The sequence below is a fragment of the Arthrobacter sp. Sr24 genome, assembly GCF_054511175.1.
Window position 1 is genome coordinate 88,962 of record NZ_JBTNDB010000010.1, and the last position, 21,701, is coordinate 110,662.

A 21,701-nucleotide genomic window follows, 5' to 3' on the forward strand; every position below is an offset into this window, starting at 1 on the left:
GGGCATGGGTGATGGACGGTGGGCGTGGGTGGCCAGGGAGGGCTATCAGAAAACCGTGCAAGCTGCGGGCGGATAACCTAGAGCCATGGCTTCGAAGAACGCAACCCGCGCACCCCGCCTCACTCCGCTGACACTGCACGAACTGGTGGACAACGACGACGCTTTCTTCGGTCCAGGTGACACGTTTGACGGCCAGCGATTTGACCGGCCCAGCTTTGATGGAGTCAACCTGACCTCCACAGATTTTCTGGAATGCGAGCTCAACGGCCCCCTACTCAACGACGCCGAGCTCCGCGGCGTGCGTTTCCGCGGCTCTGTTATCAAGGACAGCTTCGCGCCCATCATGAAGGGTGCACGGACCAGCTGGCGGGACACCGAGGTCACCTCACCTCGTTGGGGATCGGCCGAACTCTATGACAGTAGCTGGCAGTCCGTCAGGATCGACGGCGGCAAGATCGATTTCCTGAACCTGCGCGCCTCAAAGATCATTGACCTGCAAATCAGCGACTGCATCATTGACGAACTGGATCTGGGCGGCGCCCACGTCACGCGCCTGGCGCTGAAGAACTGCCGGATCGGAACTCTGGATCTGCAACAGGCCACCTTGAAGGATGTAGATTTGCGGACCACAGACTTCCGCACACTCAACGGCGTCGGTTCCATGTCCGGCGTCGTCATTGATGACTACCAGCTAGGCCTACTGGCGCCAATCTTCGCCGCACACTTAGGCATCACCGTCGCCTAGCCCCACGCTCCTAGCCCCTCAGCCCTAACCCATCGCCGAGACACCGAACGTTGCGGCCACACCAAACGCGGTGCCCCACAGGATGATGGAGATGACTTGCCACAGGATCACGGCATTCTTCGGTGCGCCAAAGGACACCATGGCGGCGGAGGTGATCTGGCTCGGCAGAATGGTCTGACCCACCAGACTCACGCCAGCAACTCCGTATTTATCGAATGCGTTGCGCAGCTTGGCCCGTCGCGGAGTCATCTCCTTCGGCGCACGGCCGGCAGCGACCTTGGCCCGGACGCGGTGGGCGCTGAGAACAAAAATCACCATCGAGACCACGTTGCCCACGACGGCCGCAGCAATGGCCACCGCCGGATTTAGTCCGCCCACCACACCAACCACCGAACCGAAGTAGGACTCCACAAAGGGAATGGCCGCGACGAGGAGGACGCCTACCCATTGCAGCATGGGCGGAAGGGAGGCGGTGAACTGCTGCAGTGACTCGATCATCAGGACTTCTTTCATCGGTGGAATTCGTTGATGAATCAATCCTTTCGCAGGAGCCCGGGCCGCAGTAGTGCGTTGTTGTCACGTCTTGAATTGCACTTTTACACGCCGAATCCATGACAAATGTCATTGCCATAGACTGACACCCATGCCCGCAGTCTCCGCCCCGGAAATTCCACGCCCCACCACCAGCCTTGGCCGCAGCGTGCGCACCACCTGGACCTATACTTTGGGCTCCATTGTGTTCGTTTTGCTGGTTCTGCACTTCATGCTGCTGAGCTTTGTCGCCAGTGATTTCACTGCCACGCACGACGTCGTTTCTGGACTGTTGCTGCTTGTCCTGGTTTTCGCCGTGGCCATCCAAGTGCGCTACTGCTGGTTCTTACAGGCGGGTTTAGGCGGCGAACTTCCCCATACCGCATGGACAGTAGCCATGCTACTCACCTCCGGTGCTGTCTGGGCTTTGGGTCTGCTCACCCCTGACTCTGCATTGATTGCTGCCATTCCGTTATGGCTGGCGGTGTCCCTCATCGCCTGTCTACTGCCGAAAAGGCAGCGCTGGCTAACAGTGGCAGGCGGCGTCCTTTCGCTTCTGGCCTTTGCCGCCATCCATCACTATTGGATGGGGCCGTCTGATCCGATTCCGCACGATTATCCTTCACGGCTGTTGCTGGTGTATTCAGCCGGCATGCCGCTATTTCTCATCAGTAGCCTGTGGTGGTGGCAGGTAGTGGTGGAGCTGGACCGGCACCGGCTCATGGCCGGGGAATTGGCTGTTGCCCAGGAACGCCTTCGCTTCGCCGCGGACCTGCACGATATTCAAGGCCACCATCTGCAAGTCATCGCCCTGAAATCGGAACTGGCTGAGCGGCTTCTGGACCGCAATCCCGAGGCGGCCCGTGAGAACATTCACCAGACCCGACTCATCGCCAAACAAGCTCTGGAAGAAACCCGATCACTGGTCTCGGGCTACCGGGAAACGTCCTTGGCGGATGAGTTGGAGAATGCCCGCGAGGTTCTCACAGCAGCCGGGGCACACTGTGAATTGACGTTGGAATCACTGCCTGCCGAAGCTGCAGCTCAACAGGCACTGGCCATGACAGTCCGTGAAGCCACCACCAATATTTTGCGCCACAGCGAGGCCACCCACGCCACCATGACCGTGGCTTCAGCACATGGCGGGGTCCAACTGACCATCCGCAACGACGGAGGTGACGGCACGCCGTCGTCCATGTCAGTGACGCCAGGTACCGGGTTATTGGGTCTGCGGGAACGGCTCGAGGCAGCCGGCGGAACACTTGAAACGACCATGGGTACCGACCACTTCGAGGTCCAGGCGTGGGTCCCCAGCAAAGGAATACCCGCATGACTGAGACCCTAAATCCCGGCCGAATTAGGCTGCTGATAGCCGACGATGAGCATCTGATCCGCGGCGCTTTGGAGGCTCTGCTGGGGCTCGAGGACGACATCGATGTTGTAGCGAGTGCCGATAATGGCGTCGCTGCCGCCGAGTTGGCGTTGGCCACGAACCCCGATATTTGCCTATTGGATTTGGAAATGCCGCAGGCCGACGGGCTCGAGGCGGCCACGAAAATTCTAGCTACCGTGAACACGCGCGTGATCATCGTGACCCGCCATGCCCGCCCGGGCGTGCTGCGCCGGGCCCTAGCTTCTAAGGTGTCTGGCTTTGTGCCCAAATCCACCCCAGCGCAGGAGCTGGCCCATGTTATTCGGGATGTTGCGGCCGGAAAACGTTACATCGATCCGGAGATTGCTGCGGCCGCGTTGACCGCTGAGCGTTGCCCACTCACGGACCGCGAGCTGGATGCGCTGCGCGTGAGCCGTTCTACCACCAGCGTGGCCGAGATCGCCAAGTCACTGCATTTGGCCTCGGGAACGGTGCGCAACTATCTCTCCTCCGCCATGTTGAAGCTCAACGCTGTTTCCCGGCATGATGCCGCCGAGAAAGCGTGGCAGCAGGGCTGGATCTAGGCTGGCGCAACGTCCGGTCCTTTGCTGCCCTTTCCTTGTTTAGACACCGACCTGTCCCGTCCGCCCGTCCGGACATGATCACGGCTAGACTTGCTTTCATGATGCTACGTCCTACCTCAGCAGCGTCGCTGACGGAAACTGAACTGCCAGCCACTGTTCCCACCGAACATGTGCTGGCCCGCCGCGGCGTCGCGGGGCACCGGCAGTACCGCATCCCTGCCCTGGCAGTATCGCCCCGCGGCACACTTCTGGCTGCCTACGACGGCCGCCCCAACCTCGATGATCTCCCCAACCCCATCGATCTGCTAATCCGCCGCAGCACAGACAACGGCGCCACGTGGGAACCGCAGCAAACTGTCCGGACAGGCACGGGTCTGGACGGTTACGGCGATCCTAGCCTGCTGATCGACCCCGCAACGGAGCGCATCTTCCTCTTCCACGCGGCGGGCACGCACGCCGGATTCTTCGAGGCCGCGGCGGGGCTTGATGATCAGGACGCCATCCAGCACGCAGACCTCAGCTTTTCCGACGACGACGGCGTCACCTGGCAACACCGCCGCCTCACCTCCATGCTTAAGGGAGACGGAATTACCGGCCTCTTTGCCGCAGCTGGGGCCGGGATTGCCATTCATACTGGGCCTTTTAGCGGACGGTTAGTGCAACAATTTGCGCTGCTTCATGAGGGCGAGATCAAGGCCGCTAGCGCGTACAGCGACGATCATGGTGAGACGTGGGCGCTGGGCGAATTCATTGCCGGCGCCAATGAAAACAAGGTGGTGTGCCTAAGTGACGGCACGCTGCTGATGCATTCGCGTGCCACCCCGCACCGCCTCACCGCGATTTCCACGGACGGTGGCCTCAGCTACACTGCGGCGCGGCCTCACCTAGAACTTCCGGACCCCAGCGACAACGGCTCCGTAGCCCGCTTTGACGGTCTTCCTAACGTCGTAACACTAGCCACGCCGGAGACCACTGACTGGCTCATTGCCACTCACAATCACGATTCCTCGCTGCGCCGCAATACAGTTCTGAAGCTCTCACAAGACAACGGCGCAACCTGGCCATTCGGCGTCGAACTGTGCGGTGGAAGCTCGCAATATTCCACGGCAGCACGCCTGCCCGACGGGCGGATCGGCGTTTTGTATGAGCGTCAGGGTTACCAGGAAATTGTGTTTGCTGCTGTGGATCCCGCGGATCTGCTGGCCTCCCCGTCCCGCTCATTGACGCACGATTCCGGCACGGCGTCCTCGCGCTGCGTGGCGCTGGACGTGGTGCTGCGCTCCATCACCCCCGGCCGCCCCGCCGTGTGGGAGAGCGTGGGTGCGAATTTTGTCCTGACGCAGACCGACGGCGATTGGGATCCCTCGGCTTGGAAGGAAGTTGGCCAGGGCTATTCCGCGGATGCCCCGCAGGTTCTCTCCAACCGTGAATCCCAAGATCTAAACTACGGCGCCGTGGTCCCGGGATACAAGGCAGGGGATGTGCTGGCGTTCTCTGGGCGGGTGCATAACACCGGCACGGCCTCCCCTAAGGTGGCGCTCTTCATGGAGAGCCGATCGGAGGGGATCGTTGCACTCCTAGGCTGGGATCCGCAGCTCCCTGGTACCGCGCGTAGTTTCAGCGCTACCTGCACGGTGACCGAGGCGGACATTGCGGCAGGAACCCTGACATTGGAGTTCAACATGGGGGTCGACGCCGGCATGGTCACCTCCGGTGCACGGCGCGGCTTCACCTTTGACATGGTTTCCGGGGACGTCACGGAGCACTGAGGTTCGGGGCACTGCTTGGGGGCACTGCTTCGGGGCACAAAGCCACCTCGCAGCCCACCTGACGCATTCATCCGTGAGGTTTGGTCGTTTAGAGCGGGCTAAACAGCCATACCTCACGGATGAATGACAGAGCGGAGGGCTTTTAGTGGCCCTCGTTGAATTCTTCCAAGGCCTGTGCGATATCTTGGTTGGCGACGGCCGCTTTTTGCGTTGCCGTGAGCGTTTCTACGGTCACATTGAAACCGGCCGCGCGGGCCTGCAGCTGCGTTAGTGCAGAAATCAGCATGGTTTCCTGTTCCGCAAGGGCGTCCCGCTGAGACACGAGATCGGATAGTTGTCCGCCCATGATCAAATGCCGGTTCATGGCAGATTGGGCGGAGGTTTCATCGCCTTCGCTGCGGGACTTTTGGGCCTGCTGAGTCAATCGCTCCATGGCCTTTTGCAGGTCATCGGCTTGCAGGTCTAAGCGCTGCCGGCTCACTGAAACATCAGCCACTCCCCTGCGCATCTTCTGCACCGCGGCTTGCTGTTTGCTCCGGGCGTCGCTTAAGGTGAGTTGGCCACTGGAGGGGGCGCCGCCGTCGTGCTTCTTGCGGGAAGATTTGGGCCGAAAAAGCTCTGCGATCTTGGCTAAAATACTCATGGAGACGGGCTAGTCGTCGCCGAGTTCAGTGTACGTTTGGGCCCACTTTGTGAGCATGGTGGCTTCAATTTCCAGGGTCCGGGTGAGGTTCTTCAGGTCCACGTCGCCAGCGGGCGCGGCGGTGCTGGCGAGGGCTTGCCGAACACCCGTAGCGGTCTGGGTGATTTGATTGACCTGCGTCCCCAATGTCTTGGCATAGAGAGCCTGGACGGCACGTTCGGGCTCCTGCTGGGCCACGAGAAGATGGTGCTCCATGACCTTTCCGGCCTGCTGCAGCGAGGCGAAAATAGGCTCCAGATTTCCTGTGTACTGCCCGGCTCCTTGAGCTACGGCAAGGGATCGGCCGGTCGCTTCCAAAGCTTCGGCCAGGGCCACGCGCTGCTTGAGGATCTCGGCCACGGGACCGGTGCTGGACTCGGCACGGACCTTCAGGGCGCTGCGCTTGGCGGACTCATACTTGGGCTTGCCAATCTTGACCAAACCCAGCACCCCACGGGAAACCAAGACAGCTAAGGTGATTCCTACGCCTAACACGATGGCAATGATCACCAGCATGAGGATCAAAAAAACTGTGCCTAAGTCCATGAAAGCGGGGATTCCTTAGAGGTTGGGATCGGCGGGAGTGTTGCTGATCAGCGTAGCACCGGAGGCTTCTTGGAATCTGGGTACTGGGTGTGAAGTCAGGGCTAGTACAGGGGTAACCCTGATGTGCTTGTCAGGGCCAGCAGGCACAATGGAATGATGAAGACAATTTTGAACCTTATCTGGCTGATCTTTGGCGGTTTCTGGCTCGCCATGAGCTATTTCCTTGCAGGGATTGTGTGCTGCATTTTGGTTGTCACCATCCCGTGGGGCATTGCATCGTTCCGCATTGCCGGTTACGCCCTCTGGCCCTTTGGCCGGATGGTGGTTGATAAGCCGGGCGGAACAAGCATGGCGAGCACCTTAGGAAACGTCATCTGGATCCTGGTTGCCGGCATTTGGATTGTCATCGGCCACGTCACCACGGCCATTGCCATGGCAGTGACCATCATTGGGATTCCCTTGGCCATCGCCAACTTGAAGTTGATCCCGGTATCGTTGATGCCGCTAGGGAAGGAGATTGTCCCTACTAACCGCCCCTTCGCCAGCAACTACCGGTAGTCATCGGTTAACCCTGCGCTCCCTCTTAGCTGGGGCCGCGTAAGCTTGAGTCATGCGCAATAAGACCGATTGGCTAGACATCATCGTCAACTTCGCCAGTTTCGCGGCCATGATCCTGGTGCTCACTTTTGCCCGCGTGAATCTGCCGTTGAAGATCGTGCTGGCCTTTGCCGTGTCCCTAGCCATTACCGGAGGCTGGTCGTACTACAAACGCAAGCTACGCCGTCGGCCGTCAGACCTCAAACGCCTGCACGTGTACAGCGAGAAGAACGCGGAAGATAAATAATGCAGATCATTCGATACGCCTCACTCAAAGCTGCCCAGTGGGCGAACGGCGTTACCCGCCAAGTCGCGGCAGGACCCAGTGGGACCACCGGCACTAACTGGGATTGGCGCATCAGCATCACCGAAGTAGCCAAGGCCGGGCCCTTTTCACCCATGCCCGGGGTCGACCGGATCATCACCGTCATCGACGGCGACCTCATTGCCCTGAGCGTGGACGGCACCGAGCAAGCGCTCGAAAAGTACCGCCCGTTCCGTTTTTCCGGCGACTCGGAGACCTCTGCCAGCCTGCCCACCGGCGCGCTCAAAGACCTAAACCTTATGACCCGCCGAGGCGCATTCAAGGGCTACGCCGCTATCATTGAACTCTCCAAGAAGCGCCCGCACCCCGTTTTCGCGGACCAATTCGCCGTGCTGCTGCAGGGCTCGGCCACGGTTGCCGCTGCCGCTAGTGCGGACGACGCGTCAGCTGCTAGGACCGCACCGGTAAGCGCACCCTTCACTGCGCCCGCACCGGAAGTCTTGGGCAAATACGACACCGTGGTGGGATCCGAGGATGCTCCGGAGATTTCCGGCCGCGGCTTCTTGGCCATACTGAGCATCGACCCAGCCGCTTAAGAGACACGGTATGACATTGCGCCGGTATACCGAGGTGGATGTTTTCGCTGAAATGACCTACCGCGGCAATGCCCTAGCAGTGGTCCATGACGCAAAAGGTTTGACTACGGCGGCGATGCAGCAGTTCGCCAACTGGACCAACCTTTCAGAAACAACGTTCCTGCTGGCGCCGTCCCATCCCGAGGCGGATTATCGCGTCAGAATTTTTACGGCCAGTGAGGAGCTTCCCTTCGCTGGGCACCCTACCCTCGGTTCGGCGAAAGCATGGCTAGCCGCCGGGGGAACCCTCGGCTCAGACGGCATGCTCGTGCAGGAATGCGCCGCTGGTCTCATCCCCATCCGTGTTTCCGGAGATCGCTTCGCCTTCCAAGCACCGCCATTGACCCGGTATGAGGCCGTTGAAGAAACACAGCTTCAGCTCATCGCCGTCGTTCTTGGCATTGGGCGTGAGGAGATCCTGGACTCTTCATGGATTGTCAACGGGCCCCAATGGATTGGCATCAGGCTGGAGTCCGCTCAGGACGTCCTAGCCCTGCGGCCCGACTCGGGACAATTGGGTGACTTAGAGATCGGCGTTATTGGCCCGTACGGTCCGGGCGCGGAAACCGCGTTCGAGGTGCGGGCTTTCGTTGGTGGAGACGCGGTCTGGGAGGACCCGGTGACCGGCAGTCTCAATGCAGGCTTGGCCCGCTGGCTGATCGATACTTCCAGGGCGCCTGCACATTATGTGGTGTCACAGGGAACTGTTCTTGGCCGCGAGGGCCGGGTCCACATCGATGTAGAGGGAGACACCATTTGGGTTGGCGGACACGTCGCCGCTTGTGTTGAGGGAAGCGTCCGCCTCTAGGCTCGAGGCCTACCTGTAACTAACCCTCTCCGCCGTGCACAATGAGCACATGGAACAGCGTCTTTTGGTCAAGTCCCGGCGGTCTACGCCATGACATTTCACGTTCTTGCCCTGATCTGTTTCGCAGCACTGCTGGGCCCCCTGCTGGCGTTGCCGCGACGGTGGCGCATCCCGGTGGTCATCGGTGAACTGGCGGCAGGAATTCTCATTGGCCGCAGTGGTTTGAATCTGATCGATCCTGGCGAACCGACATTCACCTTTCTTGCTGATCTGGGTTTTGCCTTGATCATGTTTGTGGCCGGCTCCCACGTCCCAGTCCGGGACCAAAGAATCCGTTCGGCATTGGGTAAAGGTGTGGCACGCTTGGCGGTGGTGTCCGTGGCTGCTGCCGCAGTTGGTATTGCAATAGCGGGCTTTTTTGGAACTGGGCAGGCCCCGCTCTATGTAGTCTTGTTGGCGTCGTCCTCCGCCGCGCTGGTTCTGCCCATCGTTGGTTCTCTCAAGATCCGCGGTCCCCACGTGTTGGCCATGACGGCGCAGGTGGTGATCGCCGATACCCTAGCCATCGTGGCTCTCCCTTTGGCGCTCAACCCGTCCACCGCCGGGCCAGCGGCATTGGGTTCCCTGGCTGTTGTGGCAAGCGCCGCCGCGCTATTTCTGATCCTACGAACGGCCGATAAAAAGGGTTTACGGCAGCGTCTCCACAAAGTTTCGGAGAAGCGGAAATTTGCACTGGAGCTCAGGTTTCAGCTGGCGGTCCTTTTCGCCCTAGCCGGACTCGCTGTGTGGAGCCACGTGTCCATCATGCTCGCTGGCTTCGTCTTTGGGCTGGCCGTGTCAGCCGTGGGTGAGCCCAGGCGACTGGCCCATCAGCTGTTCGCCTTGACGGAAGGTTTTCTGGGCCCGCTCTTTTTCCTCTGGCTGGGCTCCTCGCTTGATCTGCGCGAACTGGCCGCGGCCCCGCACATGATTGTGCTGGGCCTGGTCTTGGGGATTGGCGCAATCGGCGTTCATTCCCTCACACGTTTACTTGGACTTCCGCTCCCGCTCGGAGTCCTTACAGCATCACAACTTGGTGTTCCTGTCGCCGCGGCCACCATCGGCATCCAGCAAAACCTGCTCGCACCTGGTGAGCCCGCGGCATTGGTTCTAGGAGCGCTGGTCACCATGGCTGCGGCCACGTTAGCGAGCACCCGTCTGACTCCACGGAAAAGCGTCTAAGTCGCGACCGCCACGCGCAGCTCACCTCTAGAAGTCAAGAACCGCCCGCACCACGGCATTAAACACAAGAGACCCGCAACACCGGCACATTGTGGCCGTCTGTTGCGAGTCTGTTGGGTGATTATTTAGCGGCTACGACGCTGGTTCGAGGCCGGTGCAGTTGCGCGGCGGGGTCCGCCGGAGCGGGCCGGGCGTGACTGTCCGCCGCCGCCAGCGTTGAAGCTGCCACCGGAAGTTCCACCGGTGTTGGAGGACCATGCAACGCTGGAACCGCCACGGGCGCCTTCGCGTGATCCGCCTTCGCGGCCACCTTCACGTGCGCCACCCTGAGGTGCGCGGCGTCCGCGTGCCACGTCGCCGTCGCGGGCCGGACGGCCCTCGCCGGAGCGAACAGGACGGCCTTCGCCGGAGCCGGAACGTGCCGGACGGCCGAAGCCTGCGGGGCGTGAACCCTGCTGGATGCCTTCACGACGCTCGCCGCGGTTACCCGCTGCAGCCGGACGCTCGCTGGAGTCAGCCGAAACGCGGCCACGTCCACCGCGACCGCCACGGCCACCGGCTGTGGGAGCTGCTCCGGAACGGACCGAACGCTTGCGCTGAGCGTTTGCACCGTTGGAGGTGCCACCGCCCTGTGCCGGCGCCTTGGATGCGAGCAAGGCTGCACGGGTGCGCGGGTCGATCTTGTCTGCAACATCGCCCACCAAGGTGGCGAGCAGCGGTGAGCTGGTGGTGACGCGCTCGAAGTTCACGTCAACGCCTGCTGCGCGCATGAGCTTCTTGACGTCGCCCTGCTGCTCAGGGAGCGTCAAGGTGACGACAACGCCGTCGGACCCGGCGCGAGCCGTACGGCCGGAGCGGTGCAAGTAAGCCTTGTGCTCTGTGGGCGGGTCAACGTGGATAACCAACTCGATGTCATCAACGTGCACGCCGCGGGCGGCAACGTCGGTGGCGACCAGGACGCGAACGTCACCGGTTGAGAACTCGGCCAAGTTACGGTCACGAGCATTCTGTGACAAGTTTCCATGAAGATCGACGGCGGGGATACCGGCATCGGTCAGGGTCTTGGCAAGCTTGCGGGCGTGGTGCTTGGTGCGCATGAACAGGATGCGACGGCCGGCGCCGGACGCCAACTCAACGATGACCTGCTTCTTGACGGTCTGATCGTTGACGACAAGAACGTGGTGTTCCATGGTTGAAACCGCGGCCTTGGGCTCGTCCACCGAGTGAGTGAGCTGGTTGGAGAGGTAACGCTGAACAATCTTGTCCACGCCGTTATCCAAGGTTGCGGAGAACAGCATGCGCTGACCCTGCGTGGGCGTGGTGTCCAGCAGTCGCTTGACGACGGGCAAGAAGCCGAGGTCAGCCATGTGGTCGGCCTCGTCCAAAACCGTAATCTCAACGCTTTCAAGCGAAACGATGCGCTGCTTCATGAGGTCTTCGAGGCGGCCCGGGCAAGCGATGACAATGTCGACGCCGGCGCGCAGGGCCTTTTCCTGGCGAGCCTGTGAGACGCCACCGTAGATGACCGTGGTGTTCAAGCCCATGGCCTTGGCGAGGGGCTCGATGGTGTTGTTCAGCTGGGTTGCCAGCTCGCGAGTCGGCGCCAAAACCAGGCCCATGGGGCGGCCGGGCTTGCGGAAGTAAGGGGCTTCGCGCTCGGCCAGACGGGCCACGAGCGGGATAGCGAAAGCAATGGTCTTGCCGGAGCCGGTGCGGCCGCGACCCAACACGTCGCGCCCTGCCAAAGTGTCCGGCAGAGTCTTGACCTGAATGGGGAATGCTTCTTCAATGCCCTGAGCGGCGAGAGAAGCAACGATTTCCTTGGGCGCACCAAGGGCAGCAAAAGTTGTCATGTAAAAAGAGAATCTTTCGTAAGGCGGTTCAACGTCCCACGGGCAGTTTTGACCGCGGGTTCGCCGATTCAATGCCAGAGCGTGTCAACCGCGGTCTGCACAGTGCAAATTCACTGGGCAAAATCTTTGCGGGACAAGTTGCATGCGTTCATCGACGCAGAATGCGCGAAACGCACATTAAGTATCACCAGTCTACCAGCGGCACGACGTCGAACGCTCCCTTAGTGCCGCAACTCACCTTCAACGACTCGTCAAGTTCTCTTCCATGCCACGGATCCCCGCCCCGTTGATCCGTGAGAAATGGTCGTTTTGAGTGGGGAAAGCGACCATTTCTCACGGATCAAGATGGTTCGAGAGAGCTTGGCTCGGTTTGAACTTCACCGAGGTTTCGCCAACCGGCGCGAAGGGGAAATTCGCCAACCAGGCCCTCGCGGGAATCACCGGTACCCTTAACAGTGATGAGTGAAACCCCAGCTTCCAACACCCCAGCAACCGATTCCGCCGCAGCGGCGCACCCTTCCGCGCAAGATGAACAGTTGCCAGATGCGCAGCTGTCAGAGCAACGCGCACCCCGCACCCAAGACGGCTCCGCACGCCCCATCACGCCGGGCAGCCAAGCAGCCGAAGGGACCTACCGCATGCAGCCGGTCTCGTTCGTGCGCCGCGGAACACGCTTGCAGGGTCGTCGCCAGCAGGCCTGGGATGACCACTCCGACACCCTGGCCGTGGACGTTCCCCGCCACATTTCGGACACTTCGGTGCACCCCGAATACGTCTTTGACGCAGCAGCAGAATTTGGCCGTACAGCCCCGCTGATTGTCGAAATTGGCTCCGGTCTGGGCGATGCCGTCATTCACGCCGCCAAGGAAAACCCGGACAAGGACTTCCTCGCCGTAGAGGTTTACACCCCCGGACTCGCTCAAACCATCCAGAAGATCGTCGCCAACGAGCTCGAGAATGTTCGCGTTGTGCAGGCGAACGCCCCCGAGGTCCTAAGCACCATGCTTCCGGCAGGCTCCGTCAGCGAAGTCTGGGTTTTCTTCCCGGACCCTTGGCACAAGAGCAAGCACAATAAGCGTCGAATGGTGAAGGACACCTTCGCCCCGCTCGTAGCCCGCGTCCTCTCCCCAGGCGGCACCTGGCGTCTGGCCACCGACTGGTCCACCTACGCCGAACAGATGCTCCACGTGGGCATCGCCTCCGAAGATTTCACCAACATGCACGACGGCGAGCGCACAGGTTCCGAAAGCCCCCTCACCGAGGCGCGGCTCAGTGGAGTGGATTGCGAACAAAGTGATGAGCCCGATGAGATTGGCGGCTGGGCTCCGCGTTTTGACGGGCGCATTCTGACCAGCTTTGAGAACAAAGCGCACAAGGCTGGCCGGGTCATCTTCGATCTGGCTTTCCGCCGCAACTAAGCGCCCGGAAAGCTAGGCATCAAAGCGCCGAGCCCTCCTCGCAGGCACCCTGAACTACGCCAAATGTTTCAGGGACATTGCCAGCGCGGAGGGTTTTTGCGTTCCCAGCGCCAAGTGAGAGAGCGTTACCGAAAAGCACACCATTGCTGCGCGAGGGTCCCCGAGAAAGTAGCCATTGCTGCGCTAGCGTCGTGGAGGGGAGGGACGAGCCCGCCCGCCCGCTGCCTGCCTCGCCCCCCGCCTCGCCCGCTCGGCCACCACGCTCGCCCGCTCGTAACATTCACCCGCTGGACCTTAACAATGCGGCCAATGGTTGACGCCTTTTTAGTTCTCGAAAGTTGAAAGTCGCACAATCTATGCAACTTTTAGATCATAATTACATCACCCTTATCTTGGCTATTTGACGAGCCGTAGAATTCCCCGTGGACAGCCCCTAGTCTGGGGCCATGACTGCTGAAACTTTTGTCGCCGGGGTCGATGGTCCGGCGTCGGACGCTATGTTGAAATTGGGGCGTTTCTTCACCAAGTGGGATGAAACGGATGATTCTCGGGCAGTTTTCCGGGAGGGCGGACGGGCCGGCGATATTTTTTATCGCGACAGGTGGAGTCACGACAAAGTGGTGCGCTCAACGCACGGTGTGAACTGCACCGGTTCCTGTTCATGGAAGGTGTACGTCAAGGACGGCATCATCACGTGGGAATCCCAGCAGACTGACTACCCCAGCGTTGGCCCGGACAGCCCCGAATATGAACCGCGCGGCTGTCCTCGCGGCGCCGCATTCTCTTGGTACACCTACTCCCCCACCCGCGTCCGTTTCCCTTATGCCCGCGGTGTTCTCGTGGAAATGTACCGCGAAGCAAAACAGCGTCTACATGATCCCGTTTTGGCGTTCGCCGAGATAGCTGGTGACCCCGAAAAGCGCAGAAAATACCAAAACGCTCGCGGCAAGGGCGGCTTGGTCCGCACCTCATGGAAAGAGGCTCTGGAAATCGCCGCCGCCGCCCACGTGAACACCATCAAGACCTACGGCCCCGACCGCGTCTCCGGGTTCTCGCCCATTCCGGCCATGTCCATGGTCAGTCACGCGATTGGGACCCGCTTTGTGCAGCTCATCGGCGGCGTCATGACCTCCTTCTACGACTGGTACGCGGATCTCCCCGTCGCCAGCCCGCAAGTATTCGGCGATCAGACTGACGTCCCGGAATCCGGCGACTGGTGGGACGCCACGTACCTGATGATGTGGGGCTCCAACGTCCCCGTCACCCGCACCCCGGACGCCCACTGGATGGCCGAGGTCCGTTACCGCGGGACCAAGGTCATCGCCATCAGCCCCGACTATGCCGACAACACCAAGTTCGCCGACGAATGGCTCCCCGCTCAAGCCGGCACCGACGCCGCCCTCGCCATGGGCATGGGCCACGTGACGCTCAAGGAATTCTTCGTGGACCGTCAAGTCCCGTTCTTCCAGAGCTACGTCCGTCAATTCACAGACCTCCCGTTCCTGATCCGTTTGGAGAAGAACGACGACGGCACGTACGTTCCCGGGAAATTCCTCACCGCTGCGTTCGTCCCCGGCTTTGAGAATGTGGAAGACGCCGCTTTCAAGACCCTTCTCTTTGACAAGGTCACCAGTTCGGGGCTGGTACCCAATGGAACCTTGGGGCACCGCTATTCCAAGACCGGTGAGGGCAAATGGAACCTTGATCTCACCGGAATTGAACCGGCACTGAGCATGGATGAGATCAGCCAAGATTGCGTAGAAATTCTGCTGCCTTGCTTTGAAGACCCCGAGGGTGCCGGCTCCATCATGCACCGCGGCGTTCCCGTAGCCATAGTGGGCGGCCACTTGGTCACCACCGTCTATGACCTGATGCTGGCCCAATACGGTGTAGGCCGTGATGGCCTGCCCGGCGTCTGGGCGAAGGACTACAACGATGTTTCCGTCCCCTACACCCCGGCCTGGCAAGAAGAAGTCACTTCCGTCCCCGCCCAAGCTTGTATTCGGGTAGCCCGCGAATTTGCCCGCAATGCCGAGCAGTCAAAGGGCCGTTCGATGATCATCATGGGCGCTGGTATCTGCCAGTGGTTCCATGGCGACACCACGTACCGCGCCATTTTGGCTCTGGTCATGTTGACCGGTTGCATGGGCCGTAATGGCGGCGGCTGGGCACACTATGTGGGTCAAGAAAAGTGCCGCCCCATCACAGGTTGGGTCTCTTTGGCCAATGGTCTGGACTGGTCCCGCCCACCCCGCACCATGATTGGCACCGGCTATTGGTACATGCACACCGATCAGTGGCGCCAAGACGGCTACTCCGCCGACGCCCTTAAATCGCCACTGTCCACCGGCAACTTGGACGGCATGCACACGGCCGATGCGCTGGCACAATCAGTGCGTCTTGGCTGGATGCCGTTCTACCCCCAGTTCGATACCAACCCACTGGACCTCGCCGACAAAGCAATTGCCGCCGTGGCAGCCGGCGAAGCACCGGATGAGAAAACCTGGGTTGCCCAGTCCCTCATGAACCGGACCATCAATCCGGCCATTGAGGACATTGACGCCCCGGAGAACTGGCCGCGCACCTTGGTGTTGTGGCGTTCCAACCTCTTTGGATCCTCAGCCAAGGGCAACGAGTACTTCCTGCGCAACTTGCTGGGCACCCACAACAACGTCATGGGCCAGGACAGCCACGAATCGCTGAAGCCCCAGGATGTGAAATGGCATGAGGAAGGCCCGGAAGGAAAGCTGGACTTCCTGATGTCCGCGGACTTCCGGATGACCAGCACCACCTTGCTTTCCGACGTCGTCTTCCCGGCAGCTACGTGGTACGAGAAGCACGATCTCTCCTCCACTGACATGCACCCCTTTGTGCACGCCTTCACCCCGGCCATCGATCCGCCGTGGGAAACCAAGACGGACTTTGAACTGTTCACCTTGCTCGCTGAGGAGCTCTCACGCCAGTCCGTGAAGCATCTGGGAACCCGCAAGGATCTGGTTAGCGTTCCACTCATTCACGACACCGTTGGCCAGATCGCCCAGCCTGGTGGGGTGGTCCGGGACTGGCGCAAGGACGGGATCGACGGCGTCCCCGGGCAGAACATGCCCAATTTCATGGTGGTAGAGCGGGACTATACGGCCATCGCTCACAAGCTGACCGCCGTTGGGCCTCTGGCAGACAAGCTTGGCTTCACGGTCAAGGACATCACCTACAAGCTGGATAAAGCGCTGGCTCACTTGGGCAAGGTCAATGGCGTCATGATGGGCGGTGCCGCGCATGGCTGCCCTGCCATCGATACCGACGCGAAGATGGCTGAGGCGATCCTGACGTTTTCCGGAACCACCAACGGCCAGTTGGCTGTGGCCGGCTTCAAGGAAATGGAACGCAAAACGGGCATGAAGCTGGTGGATCTGGCCGAGGGCAGCGAGGAAAAGCACATCTCCTTCGCCATGACCCAGGCCGGGCCGCAGCCTGTCATCACCTCCCCGGAATGGTCCGGATCGGAGACGGGCGGGCGGCGCTACGCACCATTTACCCAGAACATTGAGCGGCTCAAGCCCTTCCATACGCTGACCGGGCGCATGCACTTCTTCCTGGATCACGATTGGATCATCGATATTGGTGAGGCCCTGCCCATCTACCGGCCACCCTTGGATATGCACCGGCTCTTTGGCGAACCCAAGCTGGGCCCCAATGGGGATAAGGAAATTGTGGTGCGTTATCTGACTCCGCACTCCAAGTGGTCCATTCACTCCGAATACCAAGACAACTTATTGATGCTCTCCCTCTCCCGTGGCGGTCCAACGGTGTGGATGAGCCCCTTAGACGCCGATTCCATCAGCGTTAAGGACAACGAATGGGTTGAGTGTGTGAACGCCAACGGCGTCTTCGTGGGCCGAGCCGTGGTCAGCCACCGCATGCCAGAAGGTGTGGCGTATATCTATCACGCACAGGAGCGCACCATTGACGTTCCCAAATCGGAAGCTACGGGCCGTCGCGGCGGCATCCACAACTCGGTGACCCGTTTGCTGGTGAAGCCCAGCCACTTGATTGGCGGGTACGCGCAGTTGACGTACGCGTTCAACTATCTTGGCCCCACCGGAAACCAGCGAGACAACGTTTCCACTATCCGTCGCCGTTCCCAGGAGGTGCAGTACTAATGCGTGTTATGGCTCAAATGGGCATGGTTATGAACTTGGACAAATGCATTGGTTGCCACACGTGCTCTGTCACGTGTAAGCAGGCATGGACCAACCGTGCAGGGGTGGAATACGTCTGGTTCAACAACGTGGAGACCCGCCCCGGGCAGGGCTACCCGCGCCGCTACGAGGATCAGGAAAAGTGGAAGGGCGGCTGGGAGCTGAACAAGCGCGGCCGCCTCAAGCTCAAGGCCGGCGGGCGTGTGAAGAAGTTGTTTGGTCTTTTCGCCAACCCCATCCAGCCCGAGCTCAAGGACTACTACGAGCCCTGGACCTACGATTACAAAACCCTCGTTGATGCCCCTCTGGGCGATGATTTCCCGGTGGCACGGCCCAAATCCCTGATCACCGGCAAAGACACGAAGATCACGTGGAGCGCTAACTGGGATGATGACCTGGGTGGCACCTCCGAGATGGGTCACTTAGACCCCATCGTGGAGAAGGTGCGCCGCGAATCCGAAGACAAGATCAAGTTCGAGTTCGAGCAGACTTTCATGTTCTACCTACCGCGCATTTGCGAACACTGCCTGAACCCCTCTTGCATGGCATCTTGCCCTTCCGGCGCCATTTACAAGCGCGTTGAAGACGGCATTGTGCTGGTGGATCAGGATCAGTGCCGTGGCTGGCGCCAGTGCATGACCGGCTGCCCGTACAAGAAGATCTATTTCAACCACAAGACCGGCAAGGCCGAGAAGTGCACGTTCTGCTACCCACGTATCGAGGTGGGCCTACCCACCGTCTGCTCGGAAACGTGCGTTGGCCGGCTGCGGTATCTGGGGCTTTTCTTGTACGACGCCGATGCCGTCACCGCCGCTGCCTCCGTCACGGATCCGCAGGATTTGTACCAGTCCCAAATGGATGTACTGCTGGACCCTCATGATCCCGCCGTCATTGCGGCCGCCCGCGAACAAGGTATCCAGGAGGACTGGATCGAGGCCGCACAGAAGTCGCCGGTGTACGCGCTGACTAAGGTGTACAAGGTGGCCCTGCCGCTGCACCCGGAATACCGCACCATGCCCATGGTTTGGTACATCCCGCCGCTCTCCCCCGTGGTTGATCTGCTGCGTGAACAAGGGCACGACGCCGAGGATCAAGACGTGCTGTTCGGCGCCATTGACGCTCTACGCATCCCCGTTGAATACCTGGCTGAACTTTTCACCGCAGGTGACACCGAGCTTGTCACCGAGGTGTTGCGCAAACTCGCTGCCATGCGTGCCTACATGCGTGGCATCTCCCTCGGCGGCGAACCGGATGAGTCCATCCCCGCCTCCGTGGGCATGGATGGCGCCACCATGTATGAGATGTACCGGCTCATGGCCATCGCCAAATACGACGAACGGTACGTCATCCCCAAAGCCCACGCCGAGCAGGCCCACGATCTAGAAGAGATGGGCTGCTCCCTCGATTTCGACGGCGGACCCGGCATGGACTCCATGGGCATGTCCCCCTTCGGTGAGGCCAGCGGACGGCCCACACCGGTTGCGCTGGAAACCTTCAACGCACTCCGGGACCGGCAGACTTCAGACTCAATTGCCGGCGCAGACACCCTCCGAGGACGGGTGAACTTGCTGAACTGGGATGGCAACGGCGCACCAGCCGGGATGTTCCCGCAGAAGCATGCCACCGAACCTCCGGCCAGCCCGGACGCAGCGCGGGAAGACGCCTTGGAAGGTGGCAGCTCATGAGAGCTCCAACCAGCAAAGCAACCAGCAAAAGAGATCAGGTCACCTTTCTAGCCGCCTCCTGGTGCTTGTCCTACCCGGATGAACAACTCGTGGCGCGGGTGCCCATGATGAGAGCCGCTTTGGGTGAGTTTCCGGGCGCCAGCCAGCCGTTCGCCGTCGTACTACAACGGCTCGAAAGCACCGATTTGATGGCGTTGCAAGGCCAATATGTTCAAGAGTTTGACCTCGGCAAACGGCACGCACTGCACCTCTCGTACTGGACCGACGGTGATACGCGGCGGCGCGGAGAGGTACTCGGTGCATTCAAAAAGGTGTACCGCGGCCAGGACACTTTGGTCGACACGTGGGGTGAGCTGCCCGATTTCTTGCCCATGGTGCTTGAATTTGCGGCCACCGTAGACATGTCCACCGGCAAGGAATTGCTGGCACAATACCGGCCCAGCCTAGAACTGATCAAGTTTGGGCTGCTGCGCGATGAGCTGCCGCACACCGACATTTTGCAAGCGATCTGCGATACGCTGCCGGGCGCATCCCCGGCGGATGAACAAGCCGTCATGCGGATGGCAGGCTACGGTCCACCCACAGAATCCGTGGGGCTGGACCCTTATGATCCGCGGCTGTTGCCCATGAAAGGGGCATGAGTGATGGACATCTTCCTCTGGGGCGTGTTGCCCTACGTCATGATTGTCATCCTGGTGGGTGGCTCCGTGTGGCGGTATAAGTTCGACCAGTTCGGCTGGACCACCCGGTCTTCCCAGCTGTACGAATCCAAGTTGCTGCGCATTGGGTCCCCGGTGTTCCACTTTGGCCTGCTCGCTGTGATTGCGGGGCACTTCTTTGGTCTGGTGATTCCTAAATCGTGGACCGAGGCTGTGGGCATGACGGAGAGCATGTACCACTTCAACGCTTTGTTTGTGGGCACCATTGCCGGTGTTGGGACGCTCGCCGGGATCGCGCTACTGATCTACCGCCGCCGCAAGACCGGGCCCGTATTCATGGCGACCACCAAGAACGACAAGCTCATGTATGTGGTGCTGGTGGCGGCCATCGTGTTTGGTTTATGGACCACCCTAGCCAGCGTGTTCTGGCCCGATCACGACGTGACATACCGGGATACGGTCTCCCCATGGTTCCGCTCACTGTTCATCTTCCAACCGGACGTGGCCGCCATGGCTGCGGCACCGACCTCCTTCCACATCCACACCCTTGTGGGCATGCTGCTGTTCATGGTGTGGCCGTTTACCCGTCTGGTCCACGCCTTCACGGCGCCGCTGCACTACCTGTTCCGCCCGTACATTGTGTACCGCTCACGCGACAAGGGCGCCAGCGTGGCTCCCCGCAGCGGCTGGTCCGAAGTGGGCACCCGCGACCGCGACACCACCAAGCGCTAACTCGCACACAGGCTCCAACCCTCAATCAGGAGAGACCATGGCCTCAACAACCGCCCCGCACCTGCCTCCTCTCAAGGGGCAGGCGCTGAATCTGACTCTGGCAACCGCAGCCTCTGTGGTGGGTTTCTGGGCTTGGAACATCATTGCCACCCTGAGCACGCATTACGCCAACTCCCTAGAGCTATCGGCTGGAACCATGGGGATCTTGGTGGCCATGCCCATCTTTGTGGGCTCCTTGGGACGCATTGTGGTGGGCACCATGACAGACAGGTACGGTGGCCGGGCCCTGTTCACCTTTGTTCTGGTGGCCACGATTCCCCCTGTCTTGCTGGTCGCGTTGGGAGGAGCACTAAATTCCTTTGTCCTGGTGCTTGGCGCCGGCTTTCTTTTAGGTGTTGCCGGAACCGTGTTTGCCGTTGGCATCCCCTTTGTCAGCGCTTGGTACCCGCCCTCACGCCGCGGCTTTGCCACGGGCGTGTTCGGCGCCGGAATGGGCGGCACGGCACTGGCCGCCTTCCTGAATCCACGGCTGGTGAAATCAATTGGTTACGTCCCCACGCACCTGCTGATCGCCGGGATTCTGGCCATCATGGCCGTACTGGTGTGGGTGTTCATGAAGAACGCCCCCGGCTGGGAACCCAACAAATCTCCCGTAATGCCCAAGCTGATCGACGCCTCAAAGCTAGCGGTGACTTGGAAGATGTGTTTCCTGTACGCGGTGGTCTTCGGCGGCTTTGTCTCCTTCGCCACCTACCTGCCCACCTATCTGCGCGATGTCTATGAATTCGACCCCACCTCAGCCGGAGCCCGCACCGCCGGATTCGCACTAGCCGCGGTGATCGCACGGCCCATCGGTGGTGTTTTGGCTGACAAGATTGGCTCCAAACCCGTGGTCCTAGCATCCCTCGCTGGCGTGGCTGTGCTGGGTTTCTTCGTAGCTCTGGAACCTGCCGCTGATGTTCAGGCTGGACCCGTGTTCCTAGCCTTGGCTGCAGCTCTGGGCCTGGGCACCGGAGGCGTCTTCGCCTGGGTAGGAACCCTCTCGCCAGATGGCAAGGTAGGTACCATCAGCGGCATTGTCAGTGCCGCCGGCGGTCTGGGCGGTTACTTCCCACCCCTGATCATGGGCATGACGTACAACCCCGAGGCCGAGAACTACAAGTACGCTATTGGGCTCTCGCTCCTGGTGGCGACCGCTATCGTGGCCCTCCTATTTGCGCTCTTCTTCGTCAAGACCCCCACACAGAAGCCGAAGACGCCGCTGGAGCCAGCCAAGAAGTAGTTCAGCTGAGTCACTTTCGACGGCGGGGGGGTGGGGGGGGGTTCCACCCCCCCCCCCCTTCACTTTTTCCAAAAAAGAAAAACACCCCCAACCAAAAAACCTCTTTTCCAGGGGAGAA

Annotated in this window: 19 protein-coding genes; 15 read left to right on the forward strand and 4 right to left on the reverse strand. The window is 60.6% G+C overall.

All coding sequences use genetic code 11. From position 1 onward, the window contains the following. Positions 1-85 precede the first annotated feature (85 nt). Complete coding sequence (locus ACX80D_RS09025) at positions 86-745, forward strand: pentapeptide repeat-containing protein (protein ID WP_459322315.1); 660 nt, start codon at positions 86-88, stop codon at positions 743-745. Between the two features lie 24 nt (positions 746-769). Here ACX80D_RS09025 and ACX80D_RS09030 read toward each other — a convergent pair whose 3' ends face one another. Then, the gene (locus ACX80D_RS09030) at positions 770-1,243 is read right to left on the reverse strand and encodes a hypothetical protein (protein ID WP_459322340.1); all 474 of its coding nucleotides are present in this window, start codon (positions 1,241-1,243) and stop codon (positions 770-772) included. Between the two features lie 145 nt (positions 1,244-1,388). Here ACX80D_RS09030 and ACX80D_RS09035 point away from each other — a divergent pair, with 145 nt between their 5' ends. The 3 genes from ACX80D_RS09035 to ACX80D_RS09045 all read left to right on the forward strand — a co-directional run bounded on the left by ACX80D_RS09035 (position 1,389) and on the right by ACX80D_RS09045 (position 5,001). Then, complete coding sequence (locus ACX80D_RS09035) at positions 1,389-2,609, forward strand: histidine kinase (protein WP_459322316.1); 1,221 nt, start codon at positions 1,389-1,391, stop codon at positions 2,607-2,609. After that, a complete protein-coding gene (locus tag ACX80D_RS09040) occupies positions 2,606-3,232 on the forward strand; it encodes a response regulator transcription factor (RefSeq protein WP_459322317.1) in 627 nt (208 codons plus the stop codon). The genes ACX80D_RS09035 and ACX80D_RS09040 overlap by 4 nt, the downstream gene beginning before the upstream one ends. A gap of 98 nt (positions 3,233-3,330) precedes the next feature. Further along, positions 3,331-5,001, forward strand: coding sequence for a sialidase family protein (locus ACX80D_RS09045; protein WP_459322318.1), 1,671 nt, complete (start codon positions 3,331-3,333; stop codon positions 4,999-5,001). Positions 5,002-5,143: 142 nt separating this feature from the next. Here ACX80D_RS09045 and ACX80D_RS09050 read toward each other — a convergent pair whose 3' ends face one another. Together ACX80D_RS09050 and ACX80D_RS09055 are read right to left on the reverse strand one after the other, a co-directional pair. Next, positions 5,144-5,644 (reverse strand): PspA/IM30 family protein, encoded by a 501-nt coding sequence (locus tag ACX80D_RS09050; protein WP_459322319.1) that lies wholly within the window; start codon positions 5,642-5,644, stop codon positions 5,144-5,146. Positions 5,645-5,653: 9 nt separating this feature from the next. After that, complete coding sequence (locus tag ACX80D_RS09055) at positions 5,654-6,229, reverse strand: hypothetical protein (RefSeq protein WP_459322320.1); 576 nt, start codon at positions 6,227-6,229, stop codon at positions 5,654-5,656. Between the two features lie 156 nt (positions 6,230-6,385). On the opposite strand from ACX80D_RS09055, the gene ACX80D_RS09060 reads away from it, so the two are divergent. The 5 genes from ACX80D_RS09060 (at position 6,386) to ACX80D_RS09080 (ending at position 9,755) form a co-directional block, all read left to right on the forward strand. Continuing rightward, positions 6,386-6,787 (forward strand): YccF domain-containing protein, encoded by a 402-nt coding sequence (locus ACX80D_RS09060; RefSeq protein WP_459322341.1) that lies wholly within the window; start codon positions 6,386-6,388, stop codon positions 6,785-6,787. 52 nt (positions 6,788-6,839) lie between these two features. Further along, positions 6,840-7,073: a hypothetical protein gene (locus ACX80D_RS09065; RefSeq protein ID WP_459322321.1), complete on the forward strand. Its 234-nt coding sequence runs from the start codon at positions 6,840-6,842 to the stop codon at positions 7,071-7,073. Next, a complete protein-coding gene (locus ACX80D_RS09070) occupies positions 7,073-7,687 on the forward strand; it encodes a HutD/Ves family protein (RefSeq protein ID WP_459322322.1) in 615 nt (204 codons plus the stop codon). Before ACX80D_RS09065 ends, ACX80D_RS09070 begins: the two co-directional genes overlap by 1 nt. A gap of 10 nt (positions 7,688-7,697) precedes the next feature. Next, positions 7,698-8,534, forward strand: a complete 837-nt coding sequence (locus ACX80D_RS09075; protein WP_459322323.1) for a PhzF family phenazine biosynthesis protein — start codon at positions 7,698-7,700, stop codon at positions 8,532-8,534. A gap of 90 nt (positions 8,535-8,624) precedes the next feature. After that, positions 8,625-9,755, forward strand: coding sequence for a cation:proton antiporter (locus tag ACX80D_RS09080; protein WP_459322324.1), 1,131 nt, complete (start codon positions 8,625-8,627; stop codon positions 9,753-9,755). Positions 9,756-9,880: 125 nt separating this feature from the next. Here ACX80D_RS09080 and ACX80D_RS09085 read toward each other — a convergent pair whose 3' ends face one another. Beyond that, entirely contained in the window at positions 9,881-11,608 is a 1,728-nt protein-coding gene (locus ACX80D_RS09085; protein ID WP_459322325.1) for a DEAD/DEAH box helicase, read from the reverse strand. Positions 11,609-12,246: 638 nt separating this feature from the next. Here ACX80D_RS09085 and trmB point away from each other — a divergent pair. From trmB to ACX80D_RS09115, 6 genes are all read left to right on the forward strand, one after another. Beyond that, a complete protein-coding gene (gene trmB, locus ACX80D_RS09090; RefSeq protein WP_459322342.1) occupies positions 12,247-13,026 on the forward strand; it encodes a tRNA (guanosine(46)-N7)-methyltransferase TrmB in 780 nt (259 codons plus the stop codon). A gap of 446 nt (positions 13,027-13,472) precedes the next feature. Further along, a complete protein-coding gene (locus ACX80D_RS09095) occupies positions 13,473-17,186 on the forward strand; it encodes a nitrate reductase subunit alpha (RefSeq protein WP_459322326.1) in 3,714 nt (1,237 codons plus the stop codon). Beyond that, a complete protein-coding gene (gene narH, locus ACX80D_RS09100) occupies positions 17,186-18,910 on the forward strand; it encodes a nitrate reductase subunit beta (protein ID WP_459322327.1) in 1,725 nt (574 codons plus the stop codon). Before ACX80D_RS09095 ends, narH begins: the two co-directional genes overlap by 1 nt. After that, positions 18,907-19,551: a nitrate reductase molybdenum cofactor assembly chaperone gene (gene narJ / locus ACX80D_RS09105; protein WP_459322328.1), complete on the forward strand. Its 645-nt coding sequence runs from the start codon at positions 18,907-18,909 to the stop codon at positions 19,549-19,551. The genes narH and narJ overlap by 4 nt, the downstream gene beginning before the upstream one ends. 3 nt (positions 19,552-19,554) lie before the next feature. Then, a complete protein-coding gene (gene narI, locus ACX80D_RS09110) occupies positions 19,555-20,301 on the forward strand; it encodes a respiratory nitrate reductase subunit gamma (protein ID WP_459322343.1) in 747 nt (248 codons plus the stop codon). A 37-nt stretch (positions 20,302-20,338) separates the two neighbouring features. Then, the gene (locus ACX80D_RS09115; protein ID WP_459322329.1) at positions 20,339-21,583 is read left to right on the forward strand and encodes an MFS transporter; all 1,245 of its coding nucleotides are present in this window, start codon (positions 20,339-20,341) and stop codon (positions 21,581-21,583) included. Positions 21,584-21,701 lie beyond the last annotated feature (118 nt).